Raw genomic sequence first — 20,645 nt, forward strand, 5'->3', positions numbered from 1 at the left:
AAGCATGGGTACGGTAAGCACTGCCGACGGGCTGCGGATGGTGTCGTTTCCCCCGGGGATGGATCCTGCCGATCCGGCCGCCGCGGATTCCCGCACCCTGGGCTGGTTCGAGGCCGTCAAGCTGGGTTTCCACGAGGAACGGACGGACCCGAAGCATGTGCCGCAGATGGTGGACGCGTACCTTCGTGACGGGCGGACACTGACCGGGGTCTACGACGACGACGTACCGGAGTACGGCACGGATCCTGCCATGCCGGTGGGTACGTATGCGTCCATGGTCAACCGGCTGAATGTCGGCGGCGGGAAACTGCTGCCGGCGCACCTCATCACCATGGTGACCGTGCGGCCTACGCACCGGCGCCGGGGAATCCTGCGCCGGATGATCAGCTCCGACCTGGCTGCAGCCAAGCAGGCCGGACTGGCCCTGGCAGCCCTGACCGCTTCCGAGGCGACCATTTACGGACGGTTCGGTTTCGGCGCCGCCACTTCCACGGCCGGCGTCGAACTCGATACGCGCGGTTCACTGGAGTTCACTGCACCGCGGGCAGGGTCGGTGGCCGTTGCAGAGAGCGGCAAGCTGCTGGACCTCGCGCCGGAGATTTACGCGGCCCATTTGGAGCGGACCTTCGGTGCCCTGGGCCGGCAGTACGGTTATGCGCTGCGGGCCTCGGGGGCATGGGGCGAGGAAGGCAACGAACCGGACAAGATGCTACGCGGTGTGATCCGGTACAACGCCGACGGCGTGCCGGACGGCTACGCTGCGTACAAATCGTTGGGCTGGCGGACCGAGCCGCACACCGTCAGGGTGACCGACCTGGTGGCTGCAAGCGACGAAGCCTACCGCGAGCTGTGGCGTTACCTTGGCTCCATGGACCTGGTGGACCGCCTGACCTTCGGCGCCGCTCCGGTGGAGGATCCGCTGCCGTGGATGCTCGCGGACCGGCGCCGGTACACGTCGACCTCCGTCGATGATGTCCTGTGGTTGAGGATCCTGGACCCGAAGGCCGCCTTGGAAGCCCGCGGCTATTCCGGCGACGGCACCGTGGTGCTGGACATCGTGGATCCCCTCGGCCTCGCCGCCGGCTCCTGGCTGGTGGAAGTGCGGGACGGCACCGGCACCGTCCGTGCCGCACCTGAATCCCCTGACCATCCACACGCGGTACTGGATATTGCCGCGCTGGGTTCGCTGTATCTCGGAGCCGTGAGCGGCCGGACCCTGGCCGCCGCCGGGGGAGTGCGGGCCCCGGAAAAAGCGCTGGAGGTCCTGGACGGGATCTTCACCGGCGGTCCGGCGCCATACTGCAGCACGCATTTCTAGTGGGCTGCGGCCGCGAAGCCGAAGATCCGGGTAGTCCTGCGCCGCGCCTTTGGCCCGGCCCCTTTGACCTGCGTTGGCGCGTCCGGCTAGACTGATCGGGCGCGTAATAGCGCGAGTTATTACCCATCCTGTCCATCTCCGGACAAACAAGCTGTGTGTCAGAGGCATTTTTAGCGCCTAGGGCCTGCACTTGGGCAAGTATCTTGCTTGCGGCGGCCGCTAGGCCGGCGCCGGTTAGTGGAAACCAGTCCGGAATATCAAACAACTTCCACATCGGAGTCCCAACTACATGACCATCACCACCAACGAGAAGTCCGGTACCCCGCAGGTCGCCATCAACGACATCGGTACTGCCGAGGACTTCCTCGCCGCGATTGACGCAACGATCAAGTACTTCAACGACGGCGATCTCGTCGAAGGTACCGTTGTCAAGGTCGACCGCGACGAGGTCCTGCTCGACATCGGTTACAAGACCGAGGGTGTCATTCCTTCCCGCGAGCTTTCCATCAAGCACGACGTTGATCCCGGAGACGTTGTCTCCGTCGGCGATCAGGTCGAAGCCCTGGTGCTCACCAAGGAAGACAAAGAAGGCCGTCTGATCCTCTCCAAGAAGCGTGCTCAGTACGAGCGTGCCTGGGGCGACATCGAGAAGGTCAAGGAAGAAGACGGCGTCGTTACCGGTACCGTCATCGAGGTTGTCAAGGGTGGTCTTATCCTCGACATCGGGCTGCGCGGCTTCCTGCCTGCATCCCTCGTGGAGATGCGTCGCGTCCGCGACCTGGCTCCGTACATCGGTCAGCAGATCGAAGCCAAGATCATCGAGCTGGACAAGAACCGCAACAACGTTGTTCTGTCCCGCCGTGCCTGGCTCGAGCAGACCCAGTCCGAGGTTCGCTCCACGTTCCTCAACAAGCTGGAAAAGGGCCAGGTTCGTCCGGGCGTTGTTTCCTCCATCGTCAACTTCGGTGCATTCGTGGACCTGGGCGGCGTCGACGGTCTCGTCCACGTTTCCGAGCTGTCCTGGAAGCACATCGACCACCCCTCCGAGGTTGTCGAAGTTGGCCAGGAAGTCACCGTTGAGGTTCTGGAAGTTGACCTCGACCGCGAGCGTGTCTCCCTGTCGCTGAAGGCTACGCAGGAAGATCCGTGGCAGACCTTCGCCCGCACCCACGCCCTGGGCCAGGTTGTTCCGGGTAAGGTCACCAAGCTGGTTCCGTTCGGTGCGTTCGTCCGCGTCGAAGACGGCATCGAAGGCCTGGTCCACATCTCCGAGCTGGCAGTCCGCCACGTGGAGCTCGCCGAGCAGGTTGTCTCCGTTGGTGACGAACTGTTCGTCAAGGTCATCGACATCGATCTTGAGCGCCGCCGCATCTCGCTGTCCCTGAAGCAGGCCAACGAGGGTGTCGATCCCGAGGGCACCGAGTTCGATCCGGCTCTGTACGGCATGGCCGCAGAGTACGACGAAGCCGGCAACTACAAGTACCCGGAGGGCTTCGACCCCGAGTCCAACGAATGGCTCGAAGGCTACGAAGCACAGCGCGCCGCATGGGAGCAGCAGTACGCTGACGCCCAGGCACGTTGGGAAGCCCACAAGAAGCAGGTCGCCCAGCACAACTCCGAGGACATTGCTGCTGCATCGGAATCCAACGATTCCGGCACCACCAGCTACTCCTCCGAGCCCGCCGTTGCCGAGACGGGTGCCGGCACGCTGGCTTCCGACGAAGCCCTGGCTGCACTGCGCGAGAAGCTCACGGGAAACTAATTTCCCTAGGTTCCGCGGTCCGGTAATCCGGGCCAGGTAACCGCGAAAGGCGGGCCCCCACTGGAAAGTGGGGGCCCGCCTTTTTCGTCTGTCCCGGTGATTTCAGGCGGAATCCCTCAGCACCAGGGATGTGGGCAGCCGGTAGACGCGTGCCGCCGGCCGGCCTTCAATGAGTTCCACGAGGAGCTCCGCCATCTTTTCCCCCAGGGCCGAGATCGGGTGGTGGATGGTGGTCAGCGCCGGGCTCACGCTCGTGGCAAAGTAGTCATCGTCGAAGCCGACGACGGCGATATCCTCCGGGATGCGCAGCCCCCGCTCCTTGATGACCGAGTAGGCTCCGGCCGCCATCTGGTCATTGGCCACGAAGACGCCGTCCAGCGGCTTGTCCCGGTCCAGCAGGCGGCGCATGGCCGCCGCCCCGGACGTCACAGTGAAATCCCCGATTTCCACCAGGGCATCGTCCAGGCCGGCCGAGGCAAGCGCGGCGCGCCACCCGGCAAGCCGGTCCACGCCCGGCGGCATGTCCTGCGGGCCGGCAATGGTAGCAATGTGGCGGCGCCCGCCCTGCACCAGGCGGGTTGTGGCCGCCAGTGCACCCTCCTCGTTGTCCACCTCCACGAAATAGCTCTCCGCGGCGTTCACCAGCGGCCGGCCGGCAAAGACGACCGGCAGCGAGTGCGTCAGGCTGGCCCACGAATGGTCTCCGCTGTGGTGGGACACCACCAGCACGCCGTCCACGTTGCCGCCCATGAGGTACCGGCGCGTCTTCTCCGGATCGGCTTCGGAAGAGGTGACGATGTTGAGCATGTACTCCGTGGTGTTCAGGTACCGGGTGACACCTTCCACCACGGTGGCGAAGAACGGATCGGCAAACACCTTGGACGTGGATTCCGGCACCAGCAGGGTCACGGTATAGGTCCGCCTGGAGGCGAGGGTCCGGGCCGCACGGTTGGGCACATAGTTCAGTGTCCGGACCGCTTCGGCCACGGACTCCGCCAGGTGCGGTGCAACTGACGGGGATCCGTTGACCACGCGGGACACCGTGGCACGGGAAACGCCGGCCAGCGCGGCCACCATTTCCAGGGTGGGGGCCGGCCTGCTACCGGTTTCAGCACTCATGACTTCACTCCTGTACTGAATTCGGTTCCGCGCGGCGGAAAATGCGGGCCGGCTCCCAGTTTACGGTCAATCAGGGAACCGGCGCGGTTTCGACGGTTCCGTGCCGGAGCGTATCGCCGCCCCGCAGTTCAGCGATCAGGCTGCTGTAGGCATGGCCGCTGTCCTTGACCGTACGCTCCATTGTCTCGTAATCAACACGTACGATTCCGAAGCGCTTGCTGTAGCCCCAGGACCACTCGAAGTTATCCAGCAGCGACCAGACGAAGTACCCGCGCACATCCGCCCCGGCATCGATGGCACGCCCGACGGCGGCAATGTGGTCCAAGATGAACTGGGTGCGTTCCGGATCGTGCACCGCTCCGTCCGTGCTGACAGCGTCTTCGTAGGCCGCGCCGTTTTCAGTGACGTAAAGCGGAGGCAGGGTCGGGTATTCCCCGCCCAGCCGGACCAGGAGCTTGCGCAGCCCGTCGGGGTTGACCTCCCAGCCCATGGCGGTCCGGGGGAGTCCGCGGGTAGGGAAGGTGATGTGTTCGGCACCGATCCAGGGTGAGGCGACGGGCCGGCCGGAACCGCCCGAGTGGCCGTCCTCTCCGCTGGTGTCCGGGTGTCCGCTGATCTGGTCGTCGTGGTAGTGGTTCACGCCGAGGAAATCGATCGGGGTCCCAATGATCTCCAGGTCCCCGTCCTGGATGACCTCGCGCAGGCCGTAAGGCTCCAGATCCTGCAGCGTGTCTTCCGGGTATGCGCCCCTGAGGATGGGGTCCAGGAAGATACGATTCTGCAGGGAGTCGAACAGCCGGGCCGCTTCGAGATCCACCGGATCCTTGTCATCAAGGGGGATGGAGTTGCTGAGGTTGAGCGTGATGCCCAGTTGCTGGGCGCCGCGGCTTCTCAGTTCGTTGACGGCAAGGCCGTGGGCCAGGTGCTGGTGGTGCACCGCCGCAATGGCTGCCCGGGGTTCCTGCCGCCCGGGCGCGTGGACGCCGGAGCCGTAGCCCAGCAGGGAGGAGCAGAACGGCTCATTGAAGGTGGTCCAGTGCTTCACCCGGTCGCCGAGGGCGGAGTAGACATCATTGGCGTACTCGACAAAGCGGTACGCCGTGTCGCGGTTCGCCCACCCGCCCTTTTCCTCGAGTGCCTGCGGCAGGTCCCAGTGGTAGAGGGTCAGCCAGGGCAGGATTCCGGCTTCCAGGAGTTCATCCACCAGCCGGGAGTAGAAGTCCAGTCCCTTGGCGTTGGTGCTGCGGTCGCCCGGACGGACCCGGGCCCAGCTGGTGGAGAACCGGTAGGAATCCAGGCCGAGGTCCTTCATGAGGGCGACGTCGGCCGGCATCCGGTGGTAGTGGTCCACCGCAGTTTCGGGGCTGTCCCCGTTGAGCGTGCGTCCCGGGATGCGGGAGAAAGCGTCCCAGACGGAATCTTCCTTCCCGTCTTCCCAGGCCGCGCCCTCAATCTGTGCGGCAGCGGTAGCTGATCCCCAGATGAAACCGTCCGGCCAGCTGTTCCGCTGTGGCATATTGATCGTCATTAACCCTTCACTGCTCCCTGCATAATTCCGGATATAAGTTGTTTTCCTGCCAAAACGAAGAGGATCAGCAGGGGGATGGTGGCCAGGACGGCACCGGTCAGGACCACCGAGTAGTCCACGTACCGGGCAGACTGCAGCTGGCTCAGCGCCGTCTGCAGCGTCGGATTGCTGGTGCCGAGCACCAGCAGCGGCCACATAAAGTCGGTCCACGCCATCATGAACGTGAACAGGCTGAGGATGGCCATGGCGGGCCTCGCGGCGGGCAGGGCCACATGCCAAAACGTCTTGATCATGTTGGCGCCGTCCATGCGCGCGGATTCGATCAGCTCATCGGGGATGGTGTCCACAAGGTACTGGCGCATAAAGAAGACCCCGAAGGCGGTCACCAGGCTGGGGACGATGACGGCGCCGACCTCGCCGGTCCATCCGAGTTTCTGCATCACCATGAACAAGGGGATGATGCCCAGCTGGGTGGGGATGGCCATGGTGGCGATCACCGCGACCATGAGGACGCCGTTGCCGCGGAACTTCAGCTTGGCAAAGGCATAACCTGCCAGCGTGGAGAAGATGACCACGGATACTGTGATCGTCCCGGAAATCAGGATGCTGTTTCCCAGTGCCTTCCAGAACGGCACCGTGTCGAAGACGGCGGCGGCGTTGGTCCAGAAGTTTCCTCCCGGCAGCAGCGGCGGCCAGTCCAGGCCGAGGGCCTCGTTGGAGCGGCTGCCCATGACGGCGGACCACCACAGCGGATAGGCGGACCCGATGAGGAACGCCAGCAGGATCCCGTAGGTGAGGAACCCCGGGCGGCTGCCGTCCACCAGCGAACCGCGCCGGCGGGATTTCCGCACCGGTTTTCCCGAGCCGGAGTTGATACCCGTGCCGGGTACGGCACGGGCCCGTTGCATAACGCTCATCGCTTGCTCCTAACCCGGCGGGGCTTGGTGTCCGCCGTGGCGATGCTCTTGGAGATCATGAAGTTGACCAGGCCCACCAGCACGATGATGAGGAACAGGAGCCACGCCACGGCCGAAGCCTCGCCGAAGTTCTGGCGCTGGAAGGCCATCTCCCAGAGGTACAGCACGGTGGTCTGGAACTGCCGCTGGCTGCCGCCGGCAGTGACGGCGTCGAACAGCCGTGGTTCGGAGAAGATCTGCAGTCCACCGATGGTCGAGGTGATCACTACGAAGATCATCGTGGGACGGATGCTGGGAAGTGTGATGCTGAAGAACCGGCGGAAAGGCCCGGCACCGTCCAGCGCGGCGGACTCGTAGATGTCGCGGGGAACGGACTGCATGGCGGCGAGGAGGATCAGGGCGTTGTACCCGGTCCAGCGCCAGTTGACCATTGTGGCAATGGCGAAGTGGCTGGGGAGGGTCTCCGTTTTCCACATGATCGGATCGACGCCAAGGTTGCCCAGCAGGTTGTTGATCAGTCCGTATTCCTCGCCGAACATGTTGGTGAAGATCAGGGCCACGGCCACTGGCGTCACCACGTAAGGCAGCAGGATGCTCATGCGCCAGAAGGTCCTGGCCCGCAGGTGCTGGTCCAGCACCGCAGCCAGGAACAGGGCAACTGCCAGCTGCGGAATGGCTGAAAGCAGGAAGATGCTGAAGGTGTTGACCATGGAGTTCCAGAAGAACCGGTCGCCCAGCACATCCTGGAAATTCTGCAGTCCCACGAACTCGCCCTGCCCTTTGAGCAGGTGCCAGTCGTGCACCGAAACGTAGAACGTGAACAGGAGCGGGAACAGCCCCACAATCGCGAAAACGATGAAGAAGGGGGAGATGTAGAGGTAAGGGGACGCCTTGACGTCCCAGACGTGCAGGCGTTGACGGAAGGAGGGCCGGGGCGTGTCCGGCCGGGCCGTATCGGGACGGCTGAGTGTAGTGGTCATGGGACTCTCGAACTCCAAGGGGGGCCTTCGGTCCTGCCGAAGGCCCCCGGCCGATGTGGCTAGTTGTTGCTGATAACCAGCTCGTCGAGGAGCTTGAGGGCTTCCGCCCACGCGCCTTCCGTATCGGCGTCGCCGGTTTCGAGTTTGTCCAGGGCGGGGCCGAAGACGTTTTCCTGGATGACCGAGTCATCCGGGCCCTTGAACTGCGCTACGACGCCTTCGGCACGGGAGGCCAGGATGGCTCCGGTGGGGGCGTTGTTGAAGTACTCATTCGGCGTTGCTGCCTCGGCAAGTTCCTTCTGCGCGTCCAGCGTGCTGGGGAAGTTGTTCGCTGCAGCGCTCTGCTTGACCTGCTGGTCGGGGTGGGTCAGCCAGGCTGCGAGCTTTGCAGCCTCGGTCTTGTGCTCCGAGGTCTCTGGAACGGAGAGGAACGCGCCGCCCCAGTTGGAGGCACCGCCGGGGAAGACGTCGGCAAAGTCCCAGCCGCTGTCGGTTCCGCCGCCGGCGGATTCGATGGAGCCCTGGATGGTGCCAAGCATCCATCCGGGGCAGACGAACGTGGCGAAGGAGCCGTCAAGGAAGCCCTGTCCGTTGCCCCAGTTCCATTCTTCCTGGTTCGCCGACAGGCCGTCCTCGGTGGCGGAGGCCAGCTGCGCGAACCGGTCCTCCATCTCCTTGTTGCCTTCAATGTTCAGTTCACCGTCGGCGGTGTAGTAGCCCTCATCCATCTGGTTCACCATGGAGTTCCAGACGAAGCCGTTCTGGTCGAACCAGGGCTTGCCGGTCTTCTCGTGGTATTCGCGGCCGAGCTCGAAGTAGGTTTCCCAGGTCGCGTCGTCGCCGCCGAAGAGTTCGGCCACGGACTCGCGGTCGCTGGGCATGCCGGCGGCCTCGAACAGCTTGCCGTTGTAGCACATGCCTGCGGGGCCGATGTCGGTGCCGTAACCGATCACTCGTCCTTCGCTGTCGGTGCCCTGCTCGTACTTCCAGTCCACCCAGCGGTCCTTGATGTCTTCGGCGCCGTACTCGTTGAGGTCAACGAACTTGTCGGACACCTCCATGATGGCGCCGAGCCAGCCCTCTTCGATGGCGACGACGTCGCTCAGGCCGGAGCCGGCGGAGAGCTTGGTGAAGGTGTCGGTGCGGGCATTGCCGCCGGTATCGATGTTGCTCGGCTTGATGGTGATGCCGGGATTGGCCTTCTCATACTCTTCGTAGAGATCGTCATAACCGAAGGTGCCGAAGGTGGTGACGGTCAGTTCGACGGGATTGTCGGCGCTGGCCGCCTCATCCTCGCCGCCGCCGCTGCCGCAGCCTACGGCCAGCAGGGCCACGACGGCGGCACCTGCAATTGCCGCCGCGGGATGTCGGAAATTCTTCACGGTCACTCCTTTGTGTGTGGGTAAAGCAAGTAATCATCCCGGGCAGTGGACCGTGCCGTAATAGTGCTCTCAGGCGGGATCCGACGGGGGCGGGACATTGAGGTGTGGTGTAACGGGGCCAGACGCCCAGCCGGATCAGATTCCGTACCGAGAGAGCGCTCTCTTGACTTGGACCACAGCCTAGGAGTGATGCACATCACTGTCAAGAGAGCGCTCTCTCGAACGATTACCGGCGTGTCGCCGCCGGGAACGCGGTCGGGCTCGGCGGCGGGCTCCGGGCCCCCGCTCAGCCCCGCTGCTTAGCGCCTGGTACTGACAGTGACCGTGAATTTCGGGTTGCGGGCAACTTCGCGGGTGGGTCCCACCAGCCGGGTCAGGGCGGGTTTGTACAACAGGTGGCTGTTCCAGACGGTCCACAGCTCCCCGCCCGGCCGCAGGACGCGGCCGGCGTCAGCGAAGAGCTTCAGGGCGATACCGGCGTACACCGCCGCTCCGACATGGAAGGGCGGGTTCAGCACCACCAGGTCTTCGGACGCATCCTCAAGCGCGGCCAGCGCGTCGCCGCGGGCTACCACCGTGCGGTCAGCCACGCCGTTGGCGGCCAGGGTCCGCTCGGCCGAGGCGGCAGCGGCGGCGGACTGGTCCGTCGCCAGGACCCGCAGGCCCGGACGGGTCAGGGCCAGGTACGCGGCAATGGTTCCCGTTCCGCAGCCCAGGTCAACGGCATGTTCCGCCGCGCGTGCGCCGGCCAGATGCGGCAGCAGGAACCGGGTGCCCGGGTCCAGGGCGGCACCCCCGAAGGCGGCCCCGTAGGCCCAGAGTTCCAGCGGCTGCGCCAGGCCGACGTCGTGCCGGGAGGAGACCGGGAAACGCATCTTCGGGCGCTGCTCCGGCGGCAGCGGAGCGGCCGCCGTCAGGACCCGCGACTTCTGCCGTCCGAGTCCCGCCGTCACTGAGCCGAAGCCGCGGGCCAGGACCTCGTTCATGGCGGTGGTCATGTGCTTGATCCGACCCCCCGCGTACACCGCGACGTCCGGAGCCGCAGAGGCGGCAACCAAGGTGGTGATCTCCTCCAAGGCAGCCAGCGAGCGGGGCAGCCGCAGCAGCACCACGCGCGCACCTTCCACGAGCTCCCGCGTGAGGGAATGGTGGGTAAAGACATCCGCCAGCCCCAGATCGGCGGCGTTGGCATCGAGAGCCTGTTCACCGCTCAGCGGATCCTGGTGGACCCGGATGCCGCGCAGCCCGTGGCGGGCGGCAGCTCCGAGGGTCAGCGCGCCGTAGGCATCGCCGATGACGACGACGCCGGGCCGGCCGTCGTCGTCCGCCGCCGCGAGATCGGCGGCAGCGGTATCCAGCAGGAGACGGTCCGCAGCGTCCCAGGCCTGGAGATTGGGGGCCTCCACGTCCGGCCGGCGGCGCAGGCGGGTGAAGTCGAAGTCTCCCGGAGCGGGGTCAATCACGGTCGATCCATTCTGTTCCTAGGGGGACCGGTTCGGAGGCTCCGGCGGTCAGGGACGCGAGCCGGGCATGGAAACCGGCCAGCGCGGCGGGTGTATCAGGCAGCGCCACGGTGATGGAGGCGCCGGAGGAGGAGTATTCCGTTCCCAGCACGGACACCCCCGCGGTGCGGAGGTCGTTTTCCAGCCGTCCGGCCGCCGAGTGCCCGGCGGGGATGCCGTACAGCTGCATTCGGCGCCGCCGCAGCAGGGGAGCGGCGGCAAGGGCCGTGGAGACCGACTCCGAATAGGCGCGCACCAGGCCGCCGGCCCCCAGCAGGATGCCGCCGAAGTAACGCACCGTCACCGCAGTGATGTCGCTGAGGTCGGTGGCCCCGTCGAATGTTTCCCGCCGGGTGAGGGCCTCGAGCATCGGGATGCCGGCGGTGCCGGAGGGTTCGCCGTCGTCGCTGGAGCGCTGCACCTCGCGGCCGGGGCCGAGCACGAAGGCGCTGCAGTGGTGCCGGGCGTCGTGGAATTCCCGGCGCAGCTCCGCTACGAGCGCGCGGGCCTGCTCTTCGGTCTCGGTACGGCGCAGCACGGTGATGAACCGGGAGCGTTTGATCTCCAGTACGGAGCGGTGTTCTCCGGCGATGGTGGTGTAACGTCCCGCCGCCGCGTCGATATCGCTCACCCCTCCAGTCTAGTGGCCGGCATCCCGGGTACCGGCAGCATCGGCGGACAGGTGCGGCGGTAGGGTGGGGGCATGCTCAAGGTTGGACTCACCGGCGGGATCGCCGCCGGAAAATCGCTGGTTGCCCGGACCCTTGCGGACTGCGGTGCCGTGCTGGTGGATGCCGATGCCCTGGCCCGGGAGGTGGTGGAACCCGGCACGCCCGGCCTGGCCGCCGTCGCGGAGGCCTTTGGCTCCGGGATCCTGGCAGCTGACGGGTCCCTGGACCGCCCGGCGCTGGCCGCTGTGGTGTTCGGTGACGAGGACCGCCGCCAGGTGCTCAACGGCATCATCCATCCGCTGGTCCGGGCCCGTGCCGCGGAGCTGGCCGCGCAGGTCCCTGCGGACGGAATCCTGGTCCAGGACATCCCGCTCCTGGTGGAAACCGGACAGGCGGGAAACTTCGACTTCGTGCTTGTCGTTGAGGCGCCCGAAGAGGTGCGGCTGGACCGGATGGTCCGGCTGCGGGGAATGGAGCCCGAGGCCGCCCTGGCCCGGATCGCCGCGCAGGCGACACCCGAACAGCGGGCTGCGGCGGCCGACGTCGTCCTGCACAACACCGGCACGTCCGGGGAGCTCGTGGCCGCCGTACGGGATCTGTGGGAGAACCGGCTGGTGCCGCTGAACGAGGAACGGATCCGGGCCGCACGGTAGGACCGGGACGGGCGGTTATTCCCCGTTCAGCCGCTAGCAAAGCGGACCACGGCTGTCCGCGGACCGGAGTAGCTTTATAAGCATGAGTCTTGCGCAGGACATCAAGAGAGTTGTGGCGCCCTTCGAGGTCGTCAGCGAATATCGGCCCGCCGGTGACCAGCCCACGGCCATCAAGGAACTTGCCGAGCGGATCAACGCCGGCGAGAAGGACGTCGTGCTGATGGGTGCCACCGGTACCGGCAAGAGCGCGACGGCGGCCTGGCTGGTGGAACAGGTGCAGCGGCCCACGCTGGTGATGGTCCAGAACAAAACACTGGCCGCCCAGCTGGCCAACGAATTCCGGGAACTGCTGCCCAATAACGCGGTGGAGTACTTCGTTTCCTACTACGACTACTACCAGCCCGAAGCCTACGTTCCGCAGACGGATACCTTCATCGAGAAGGACTCCTCGATCAACGAGGAAGTCGAACGCCTGCGGCACTCGGCAACAAATGCGCTGTTGACCCGCCGGGACGTCATCGTGGTGGCCACAGTGTCCTGCATTTACGGCCTGGGCACCCCGGAAGAGTACATCGAGCAGATGGTGACGCTGCGCCGCGGCCAGCAGATGAACCGCGACGACCTGCTCCGCCGGTTCGTGGGCATGCAGTACGTGCGCAATGACATGGACTTCCACCGCGGCACCTTCCGGGTCCGCGGTGACACCGTGGAAATCATTCCGATGTACGAGGAGAACGCCGTCCGGATCGAGTTCTTCGGCGACGAGATCGAGAACATCTACACCCTGCATCCGCTGACCGGCGACGTCATCCACGAAGAGGAAGAGATGTACGTCTTCCCGGCGTCGCACTATGTGGCCGGCGAGGACCGGATGCAGAAGGCCATCCGCAATATCGAGGATGAGCTGCAGGTGCGGCTGGCGGAACTGGAATCCCAGAACAAGCTGGTGGAAGCCCAGCGGCTGCGGATGCGCACCACGTACGACCTGGAAATGATGCAGCAGATGGGGTTCTGCAACGGCATCGAAAACTACTCGCGGCATATCGACGGCCGCGGGCCGGGTACTGCCCCGCACTGCCTGCTGGACTATTTCCCGGACGACTTCCTGCTGGTGGTGGACGAATCCCACGTCACCATCCCGCAGATCGGCGCGATGTACGAAGGCGACATGTCCCGCAAGCGGACCCTGGTGGACCACGGCTTCCGCCTGCCCTCCGCCATGGACAACCGGCCGCTGAAGTGGGACGAATTCCTGGAACGGATCGGCCAGACCGTCTACATGTCCGCCACCCCGGGCAAGTACGAACTGTCCAAGTCGGACGGTTTCGTGGAACAGATCATCCGGCCCACCGGCCTGGTGGATCCGCAGGTGGTGGTCAAGCCCAGCAAGGGCCAGATCGATGACCTGCTGGGCGAGATCCGCACCCGCACGGAACGGGACGAACGTGTCCTTGTCACCACGCTGACCAAGCGCATGGCGGAGGACCTGACCGGGTACCTGCTGGAGCACGGCGTCAAGGTGGAATACCTGCACTCCGACGTGGACACCCTGCGCCGCGTCGAACTGCTCCGGGAACTGCGGATGGGCACCTTCGACGTGCTGGTGGGCATCAACCTGCTGCGCGAGGGCCTGGACCTTCCCGAAGTGTCGCTGGTGTCCATCCTCGACGCCGACAAGGAAGGCTTCCTGCGCTCCTCCACCTCGCTGATCCAGACCATCGGCCGTGCCGCCCGTAACGTTTCCGGCGAGGTGCACATGTACGCGGACCGGATCACCGATTCCATGGCGCACGCCATCGATGAGACCAACCGGCGCCGGGATATCCAGATCGCCTATAACAAGAAGCACGGTGTGGACCCGCAGCCGCTGCGCAAGAAGATCGCGGACATCACCGACCAGCTGGCCCGTGAGGACGCCGACACGAAGGCCCTGCTCGAAGAGGCTGCCAAGAAGAAGACCAAGGGCAAGGGCAAGGGTGTCCGGAAGGACGGCCTTGCTGCCGCTCCAGCCGAGGACCTGACCGAACTGATTGCGTCGATGACCGAACAGATGCATGCCGCCGCCGCGGAGCTGCAGTTCGAGCTGGCTGCCCGGCTCCGCGACGAGGTGGGGGACCTGAAGAAGGAACTGCGGCAGATGCAGTCCGCCGGGCACGCCTAGGCGCCGCTCCGGACCAGGCACCGGCTCCCGGGACGGCGGCGGGTGCCGGGCGGGATACCGGGAAATGTCGGAGGCCGGCGCTACGGTGGGACTATGCAGCCAACCTCCCCGCCGGTCCCGCCGGCGCCTCCGGCAGAGAGCGTCACTTCCTGGTGGGAAATTGTTGCCGCTCTTGGCCCGCTGGCTGTCCTCCTTGCCGGTGCCCTGACCTTTTTTGTCGGCTGGAAGACGCTGGAACAGCGCCGCAAGGCGGACCAGCGGTCGGAGTGGTGGACCCGTGCCCAGTGGGCCATCGAGGCTTCCCTCTCGGATGATCCCCGGCGACAGGAAACGGGCCTGGGCGTCTTGGATCTGCTGGCCCAAAGCGATCTGGCCGGAGCAGAAGAGGCAGCCATCATCAGCATCGCCTGGGCGCGCCCGCTGACTGCGATAGTGGACTCGAACGTCGATATGGGCCAGAATGAAACCATCACGAGCGCACCCGGAAGGGAGGAGGCCGACGATGACAACAGCAGCACTGCCGCTGGCACACGGAGGTAAGGCCCCGCGTCCGGCCGATCAGGCGGAACGCGACCGGGACCGCGAACGGGTCCAGATCCGGGCCGCACGGCTCCGTCTCACCACCGACCGCAAGCTCGGCAAGCCCACCCCGGAATGGGTCCGGAAACTGGCGGACCGTCCGCTGTAGCGGCCCGCAAGAACGTTTTAAGGCAGGTCACCGGTACGCCGGTGACCTGCCTCTTCCGTGGACCCTATGTGTCCCGGCCGCGCACCATGCCAAGCAGGCGGGTGAAAATCGCCTCGCCGTCGTCGGCAATGCCGTCGTGGTGGAAGTCGGCGCTTTCCCAGACCTGCAGCCCCTGCACGGCTGAGGCGGTTTCGAGGGAGAGGTTCCGGTCCACGTAAATATCGTCCGTGTAGACGGCCGCGGCAACCGGGACGGTATTCCGTTCCAGCTGCGCGGTGTCGTAGAGGGGACCCCAGTCCGCCTTCCGGGCCAGCAGCTGCGCGGTGTCCCGAAGCGGGATCAGTGCCGGGTCCTCGTCGAAGTACCAGGGATAGACCATCTCGCCGGTGTACAGTGGCGCGGGCGCCGAGGGCTCAAACTCGGGGAAAGACTGCAGCACGCGCTCCGCCGCCCAGTTAGTGGCTTCACCCTGGGCGTAGATGGACTCGTGCATCACCGCATACAGAGGATTCGCCGCGCGGCTCACCAGCCCGTGGACGGTTTCCAGGAAGGTGTCGGAGAGCCGGTCGCCGTCCGGAGCTGAAACGAAGGCCTCCTGCAGGAGGTAATGCAAGCCGTCTATCCGGGTGTTGCCGCCCAGGTAGGAACCGGCCATCTGGAACCGACGCACCGTCAGGCGCTCCCCGGAGGGAAGGTACTCGGGGACGGACTCAAGGTGCCGGGCAATCCGCGTGGTCGCCTCCCGGTCCTCGGGGTACCGTTCAAAGTACTCGGCGTTGCGTGCGGCCACCCGCCGGAACGTCGCCTCGTACACGCGGTCCGCGGACCCGGTCAGCGGAGCCAGACCTCCGGTCACGAGGCATTCCTTCAGCCCCTCGGGGGCGAAGGAGAGGTAGGTCAGCGTGCAGAAGCCGCCGTAACTCTGCCCGTAGGTGCTCCACGGTCCGGAGCCGAGGGTCTGTCGGATCAGCTCGGCGTCGGCCACGATCGCATCCGCGCGGAAGTGGGCCAAATACGCTGCCTGCGCCGCGGCGTCTCCGCGCAGCGGCAGGGTCTGCCGGTCCGCCGGAGTGGAGAGACCGGTGCCGCGCTGGTCCAGCATCAGGATCCGGAAGTGCTTGGCTGCGGCTTTCGTCCAGCCGCCGAACTGCAGGAGCCGGTTTCCCTTGCCGCCCGGGCCGCCCTGCAGGTACAGCAGCCACGGCATCTCCTGCACTTGGGCGGAGGGCAGTTCGGCGTCGGCGTACTCGCGGGCGAAGACGGTAATGGTTTCCCCGTCCGGAACCGCGTGGTCCAGCGGGACGGTGAACCAATGGTCCGTCACGTTCATCCCGCGCACCGCGTACGGATGCGAAGCGGTGTGCGGGACGGGCATATGCGGAACGGCCGCCGTCACTGCCCCGCCTCCGGGCCGCCGAAGGAGGCGAGCGCCTCTCCGGTGAGCCGGAACGTGGTCCAGTCGTCCTGCGCGACTGCGCCGAGGGACTTATAGAAGCCGATCGAGGGTTCGTTCCAGTTCAGGACGCACCACTCCACCCGGGCGTAGCCGCGGTCGACGGCGGTTTCCGCCAGCGTGCGCAGCAGCGCCTTCCCAATACCCTTTCCCCGGGCCTCGGGCCGGACGTACAGGTCCTCCAGGTAGATCCCGTGCACGCCCTCCCAGGTGGAGTAGTTCAGGAACCAGAGGGCAAAGCCCTGTACCGCTCCGTGCTCCACCGCCACATGGGCAAAGATGGCAGGGTGCTCACCGAACAGGTTCGCTTCCAGTGCCTCCACGGTGTTTTTCACCGCGTGCGGTTCTTTTTCGTAAATGGCCAGGTCATGGATCAGCTCAAGGATGACGGGGACGTCTTCCCGGCGTGCGGGACGGATCTGCATGCGCTCCACCCTAGTCCAGCCGTCCGGCCGTGATCACCTTGATGACGGGGCTGCCGGCGTCATCGGAAGCGGCAAGGTCCACCTCCGCGGTGATGCCCCAATCCAGGTGGTTCGCGGGGTCCTTGAAGATCTGGCGCACTTCCCACTTGCCGGGCAGCTCCTTGATGATCAGCAGGTTCGGTCCGCGTCCGTCGGGACCGTCGTCAATGTCCTCATGTTCCTCGAAGTAGGCGTCCAGGACGTCCGCCCAGCGGTCCGCGTCCCAGCCCGCGTCGCCGTCGAGCTCCCCGAGGGCCCGGTCGTCTTCGTCAGCGAAGAGCTTCACCCGGGAGAACATCTCGTTGCGGACCATGACCCGGAAGGCCCGCACATTGGCGGTCAGTCGCTCCGGCACGGGCGGCAGCACGGGCTCGGTGGAAGCGTCCGGGTTGACCCCGGAGGTCAGCTCCTCCCATTCATCCAGCAGGGACGAGTCGGTCTGCCGGACCAGCTCGCCCAGCCATTCGATGATGTCTTCCAGGTCCTCCCGCAGCCGTTCCGGCGGCACGGTGTGCAGCAGCGCCTTGTACGTGTCCGAGAGGTAGCGCAGCAGGACGCCCTCGGAGCGGGCGAGGGAGTAGAACTGCACGTACTCTCCGAAGCTCATGGCCCGTTCGTACATGTCCCGGACGATGGACTTGGGGCTGAGTTCGAACTCGCCCAGCCACGGCGCCCCGGACCGGTAGACCTCGAAGGACTGTTCCAGCAGTTCGGCCAGCGGCTGCGGATAGGTGACTTCCTCCAGCAGGGCCATCCGCTCGTCGTACTCGATGCCCTGGGACTTCATGGCGGCGACCGCTTCGCCGCGGGCCTTCTTCTCCTGCGCGGAAAGGACCTGCCGCGGCTTTTCCATGATCGCCTCGATCACGGACACCACGTCCAGGGCGTAGGACGGGCTGTCCGGGTCCAGGATCTCCAGGGAGGCCATGGCGAACGGGGACAGCGGCTGGTTCAGGGCGAAGTTCGGCTGCAGGTGCACCTTCAACCGGACGGTGCGCCCGTCGGCGTCGGGCTCCGGCAGCACCTCCACGATCCCGGCGGTCTTCAGCTCCCGGTAGATGCTCAGTGCCTTCTTCATCAGCGCCAGCTGGGAGGAACGGGTCTCGTGGTTGTTCGTCAGCAGCTTCTTGGCCGCGGCGAACGGATCGCCCGGGCGCTCGAGCAGGTTCAGCAGCATGGAGTGGGTGATGTTGAAGCTGGAGGTCAGCGGCTCCGGGGTTCCGTCCACCAGCTTCTCGAAGGTGGGCTTGCCCCAGGAGACAAAGCCGGCCTGCGGCTTCTTCTTCACCACCTGGCGCAGCTTCTTCTGGTCGTCGCCGAACTTGGCGTGCGCCTTGGCCATCGCCTTGACGTTCTCGATCACGTGTTCGGGAGCCTGGACGACGACGGTGCCCGCCGTGTCATATCCGGCGCGTCCTGCGCGGCCGGCGATCTGGTGGAACTCGCGGACCTTCAGGGGCCGGGTGCGCGTGCCGTCGTACTTGGACAGGGCTGTGATCAGCACGGTGCGGATGGGTACGTTGATGCCGACGCCCAGGGTGTCGGTGCCGCAGATGACTTTCAGCAGCCCGGCCTGTGCCAGCTGCTCCACCAGGCGCCGGTACTTGGGCAGCATGCCGGCGTGGTGCACGCCGATGCCGTGCCGGACCAGCCGGTTCAGGGTCTTGCCGAAGCCCGGGGCGAAGCGGAAGCCGGCAATCAGTTCGGCAATCCGGTCCTTTTCCTCGCGGGTGCACACGTTGATGCTCATCAGGGCCTGGGCCCGGTCGATGGCTTCGATCTGGGAAAAGTGCACCACGTAGACCGGCACCTGCTTGGTGGCCAGCAGCTCTTCGAGGGATTCCTGGATCGGCGTCTCCACGTAGTAGTAGTGCAGGGGGATGGGCCGCTGCACGGAGGAGACGGTGACGGTGTCCCGGTTGGTGAGTTCGCTGAGTTCATTCGCGATCCGGGTCATGTCGCCCAGGGTGGCGGACATCAGCAGGAACTGGGCCTGCGGCAGCTCCAGCAGCGGCACCTGCCAGGCCCAGCCGCGCTGCGGGTCGGAGTAGAAGTGGAACTCGTCCATGATGACCGTGCCCAGATCCGCGTCCGGACCTTCGCGCAGCGCAATGTTGGCCAGGATCTCCGCGGTGCAGCAGATGATCGGGGCGTCCTTGTTCACCGAGGAGTCGCCGGTCACCATCCCGACGTTCTCGGCGCCGAAGATTTCGCACAGTGCGAAGAACTTCTCCGAGACCAGGGCCTTGATGGGGGCGGTGTAATAGCTCCGCTCGTCCTGGGCCATTGCGTAGAAATGCGCGGCGATGGCAACCATGGACTTACCCGAGCCGGTGGGCGTGGCCAGGATGACGTTGTTGCCCGTCACCAGTTCCATGACCGCTTCATCCTGCGCCGGGTACAGGGACATCCCCCGGCTTTCCACCCACTCCAGGAAGGACGTGTAGGTTTCGTCGGGATCGACGGTGCGGGTGCTGGACGGGCCGGAGGCAAGCTGCTCAAGAAGTTTCATGTCCATACCAGACTAACGGGGCTGTGCCGGTCCCGTTTTCCGCCGCCGGCCGCGGGTAGGCTCGGGCGCATGAAATGGGATCCGGAAAAGTACACACAGTTCTCCTCGCACCGCGACCGTCCGTTCTTCGACCTCACGGCACGGGTGGCCGCTTCCGCACCCGCAGGCGTAGTGGACCTCGGCTGCGGCACCGGTGTCCTTACCGCGGCGCTCGCCGCCCGCTGGCCCGGAGCGCAGGTCACCGGCGTGGATTCCTCGCAGGAGATGATCGCCTCCGCCCGGGCCTTGGAGGACGCCCCGCCGAACCTGGACTTCACGCAGGGCAGGATCGAGGACTGGGAACCGGAGCCGGGCACGGACGTGGTGGTCTCCAATGCGGCACTGCAGTGGGTGCCGGGCCATCAGGAGCTGCTGCGGCGGTGGGCCAAGCAGCTCGACGACGGCGCCTGGCTGGCGGTACAGGTTCCCGGCAATTTCACGGCGCCTTCCCATGTGCTGATGCGGGAGCTGGCGGCGAGCGCCGGGTGGGCCCCGCAGCTGGACGGGGTGCTGCGCCATGCCGATGCCGTGGACGAACCCGAGGATTACCTTGCCCTCCTCACCGAGGCCGGATTCGAGGCCGATGTCTGGGAGACCAGCTACGCCCAGGTCCTCGCCGGTGAGAACCCGGTGCTGGAATGGGTGCGGGGCACGGCCCTGCGGCCGGTCATTGACGCCCTGTCCGCGGAGGATTTCGCCGTCTTCGAAGCGCAGTACGCGGCACTGCTGCGGAAGGCGTATCCGCAGCATGCCTGGGGCACCGTTTTTCCGTTCCGGCGCCTGTTTATGGTGGGCCGGAAGACGGCCTAGCGGTACGGAGCGACGGGAAGGACCGCGGCGGCTACCAGCCGCGTTCCTTCCATTCCCGGAGGTGCGGGCGCTCCGCACCCAGCGTGGTGCCGGCGCCGTGACCGGGGTGCACCACCGTGTCATCGGGCAGATAATCGAACACACGTTCGAATACATCCCGGTATAGCTGGGCAAACCGTTCCGGATCCTTCTGCGTGTTGCCCAGCCCGCCGGGGAAGAGTGAATCCCCTGTAAACAAGTGGGCCGGACCGTGCGGGTCGCGGTAGAGCAGGGCCACGGATCCCGACGTGTGCCCGCGCAGCGCGATCGCCTCCAACTCGAAGTCGGGGAACGTCCCCTTGTCCCCGTGCTCCAGGGATACCAGCGTCGGTACCTCGATGTCGGGGATGTCGGCTGTACCGGCTGCGGTCCTCGCGCCGGTCGCAGCCACCGTTTCGGCGAGCGCCCGGACATGGTCCCAGTGGCTGTGCGTGGTGATGACGAGTTCCAGCTTTGCCGGCACTGCTGCGTCCTGCGCACCTTCGGCCAGCAGCCGCTGGATGGCAGGGAAGTCGGCGGCGGCGTCAATCAGCACCTGCGCACCGGATGCCTTTCCGGTCAGCAGGTAGACGTTGTTGTCCATCTCGCTCACGGACACGCTGCGGATAGTGATGTTCTCCAGATCCTCCATGCGGCCAGTCTAGCGA

General features: G+C 65.9%; 18 protein-coding genes. 7 read left to right on the top strand and 11 right to left on the bottom strand.

Annotated elements, in window-relative coordinates:
• Positions 1-4 precede the first annotated feature (4 nt).
• The gene (locus AC5RT8_RS02150; RefSeq protein ID WP_494094055.1) at positions 5-1,318 is read left to right on the top strand and encodes a GNAT family N-acetyltransferase; all 1,314 of its coding nucleotides are present in this window, start codon (positions 5-7) and stop codon (positions 1,316-1,318) included.
• 289 nt (positions 1,319-1,607) lie between these two features.
• Entirely contained in the window at positions 1,608-3,080 is a 1,473-nt protein-coding gene (rpsA, locus tag AC5RT8_RS02155) for a 30S ribosomal protein S1 (RefSeq protein WP_494094056.1), read from the top strand.
• Between the two features lie 102 nt (positions 3,081-3,182).
• Here rpsA and AC5RT8_RS02160 read toward each other — a convergent pair whose 3' ends face one another.
• From AC5RT8_RS02160 to AC5RT8_RS02190, 7 genes are all read right to left on the bottom strand, one after another.
• Positions 3,183-4,199 carry a LacI family DNA-binding transcriptional regulator gene (locus AC5RT8_RS02160; RefSeq protein ID WP_494094057.1) on the bottom strand — a complete coding sequence of 339 codons (1,017 nt, stop codon included), beginning with the start codon at positions 4,197-4,199 and terminating at the stop codon, positions 3,183-3,185.
• Positions 4,200-4,269: 70 nt separating this feature from the next.
• Positions 4,270-5,727: a GH1 family beta-glucosidase gene (locus tag AC5RT8_RS02165; RefSeq protein ID WP_494094058.1), complete on the bottom strand. Its 1,458-nt coding sequence runs from the start codon at positions 5,725-5,727 to the stop codon at positions 4,270-4,272.
• Positions 5,727-6,635, bottom strand: coding sequence for a carbohydrate ABC transporter permease (locus AC5RT8_RS02170; RefSeq protein ID WP_494094518.1), 909 nt, complete (start codon positions 6,633-6,635; stop codon positions 5,727-5,729). Before AC5RT8_RS02170 ends, AC5RT8_RS02165 begins: the two co-directional genes overlap by 1 nt.
• A gap of 5 nt (positions 6,636-6,640) precedes the next feature.
• A complete protein-coding gene (locus AC5RT8_RS02175; RefSeq protein ID WP_494094059.1) occupies positions 6,641-7,624 on the bottom strand; it encodes a carbohydrate ABC transporter permease in 984 nt (327 codons plus the stop codon).
• A 59-nt stretch (positions 7,625-7,683) separates the two neighbouring features.
• Positions 7,684-9,006, bottom strand: coding sequence for an ABC transporter substrate-binding protein (locus tag AC5RT8_RS02180; RefSeq protein ID WP_494094060.1), 1,323 nt, complete (start codon positions 9,004-9,006; stop codon positions 7,684-7,686).
• A 299-nt stretch (positions 9,007-9,305) separates the two neighbouring features.
• A complete protein-coding gene (locus tag AC5RT8_RS02185) occupies positions 9,306-10,466 on the bottom strand; it encodes a class I SAM-dependent methyltransferase (protein WP_494094519.1) in 1,161 nt (386 codons plus the stop codon).
• Positions 10,462-11,139, bottom strand: coding sequence for an IMPACT family protein (locus tag AC5RT8_RS02190; protein ID WP_494094061.1), 678 nt, complete (start codon positions 11,137-11,139; stop codon positions 10,462-10,464). The genes AC5RT8_RS02185 and AC5RT8_RS02190 overlap by 5 nt, the downstream gene beginning before the upstream one ends.
• Positions 11,140-11,211: 72 nt before the next feature.
• Here AC5RT8_RS02190 and coaE point away from each other — a divergent pair, with 72 nt between their 5' ends.
• The 4 genes from coaE (at position 11,212) to AC5RT8_RS02210 (ending at position 14,681) form a co-directional block, all read left to right on the top strand.
• On the top strand, positions 11,212-11,832 hold the full coding sequence (coaE, locus tag AC5RT8_RS02195; RefSeq protein ID WP_494094062.1) for a dephospho-CoA kinase: 621 nt from the start codon (positions 11,212-11,214) through the stop codon (positions 11,830-11,832).
• Positions 11,833-11,914: 82 nt separating this feature from the next.
• A complete protein-coding gene (uvrB, locus tag AC5RT8_RS02200) occupies positions 11,915-13,993 on the top strand; it encodes an excinuclease ABC subunit UvrB (protein ID WP_494094063.1) in 2,079 nt (692 codons plus the stop codon).
• Between the two features lie 93 nt (positions 13,994-14,086).
• Entirely contained in the window at positions 14,087-14,533 is a 447-nt protein-coding gene (locus AC5RT8_RS02205) for a hypothetical protein (RefSeq protein WP_494094064.1), read from the top strand.
• Positions 14,496-14,681: a hypothetical protein gene (locus AC5RT8_RS02210; RefSeq protein WP_494094065.1), complete on the top strand. Its 186-nt coding sequence runs from the start codon at positions 14,496-14,498 to the stop codon at positions 14,679-14,681. The genes AC5RT8_RS02205 and AC5RT8_RS02210 overlap by 38 nt, the downstream gene beginning before the upstream one ends.
• A gap of 64 nt (positions 14,682-14,745) precedes the next feature.
• On the opposite strand, the gene AC5RT8_RS02215 is transcribed toward AC5RT8_RS02210, so the two are convergent.
• The 3 genes from AC5RT8_RS02215 to AC5RT8_RS02225 are packed head-to-tail and all read right to left on the bottom strand — an operon-like array spanning position 14,746 to position 19,110.
• Positions 14,746-16,056: an alpha/beta fold hydrolase gene (locus AC5RT8_RS02215; protein ID WP_494094520.1), complete on the bottom strand. Its 1,311-nt coding sequence runs from the start codon at positions 16,054-16,056 to the stop codon at positions 14,746-14,748.
• 17 nt (positions 16,057-16,073) lie between these two features.
• Positions 16,074-16,559, bottom strand: coding sequence for a GNAT family N-acetyltransferase (locus tag AC5RT8_RS02220; protein ID WP_494094066.1), 486 nt, complete (start codon positions 16,557-16,559; stop codon positions 16,074-16,076).
• A 10-nt stretch (positions 16,560-16,569) separates the two neighbouring features.
• Entirely contained in the window at positions 16,570-19,110 is a 2,541-nt protein-coding gene (locus tag AC5RT8_RS02225; protein WP_494094067.1) for a DEAD/DEAH box helicase, read from the bottom strand.
• Positions 19,111-19,179: 69 nt separating this feature from the next.
• On the opposite strand from AC5RT8_RS02225, the gene AC5RT8_RS02230 reads away from it, so the two are divergent.
• Complete coding sequence (locus tag AC5RT8_RS02230; protein ID WP_494094068.1) at positions 19,180-19,959, top strand: trans-aconitate 2-methyltransferase; 780 nt, start codon at positions 19,180-19,182, stop codon at positions 19,957-19,959.
• 31 nt (positions 19,960-19,990) lie between these two features.
• On the opposite strand, the gene AC5RT8_RS02235 is transcribed toward AC5RT8_RS02230, so the two are convergent.
• The gene (locus tag AC5RT8_RS02235) at positions 19,991-20,629 is read right to left on the bottom strand and encodes an MBL fold metallo-hydrolase (RefSeq protein WP_494094069.1); all 639 of its coding nucleotides are present in this window, start codon (positions 20,627-20,629) and stop codon (positions 19,991-19,993) included.
• Positions 20,630-20,645: the final 16 nt, after the last annotated feature.

This window comes from Arthrobacter sp. Ms25 (assembly GCF_059090365.1).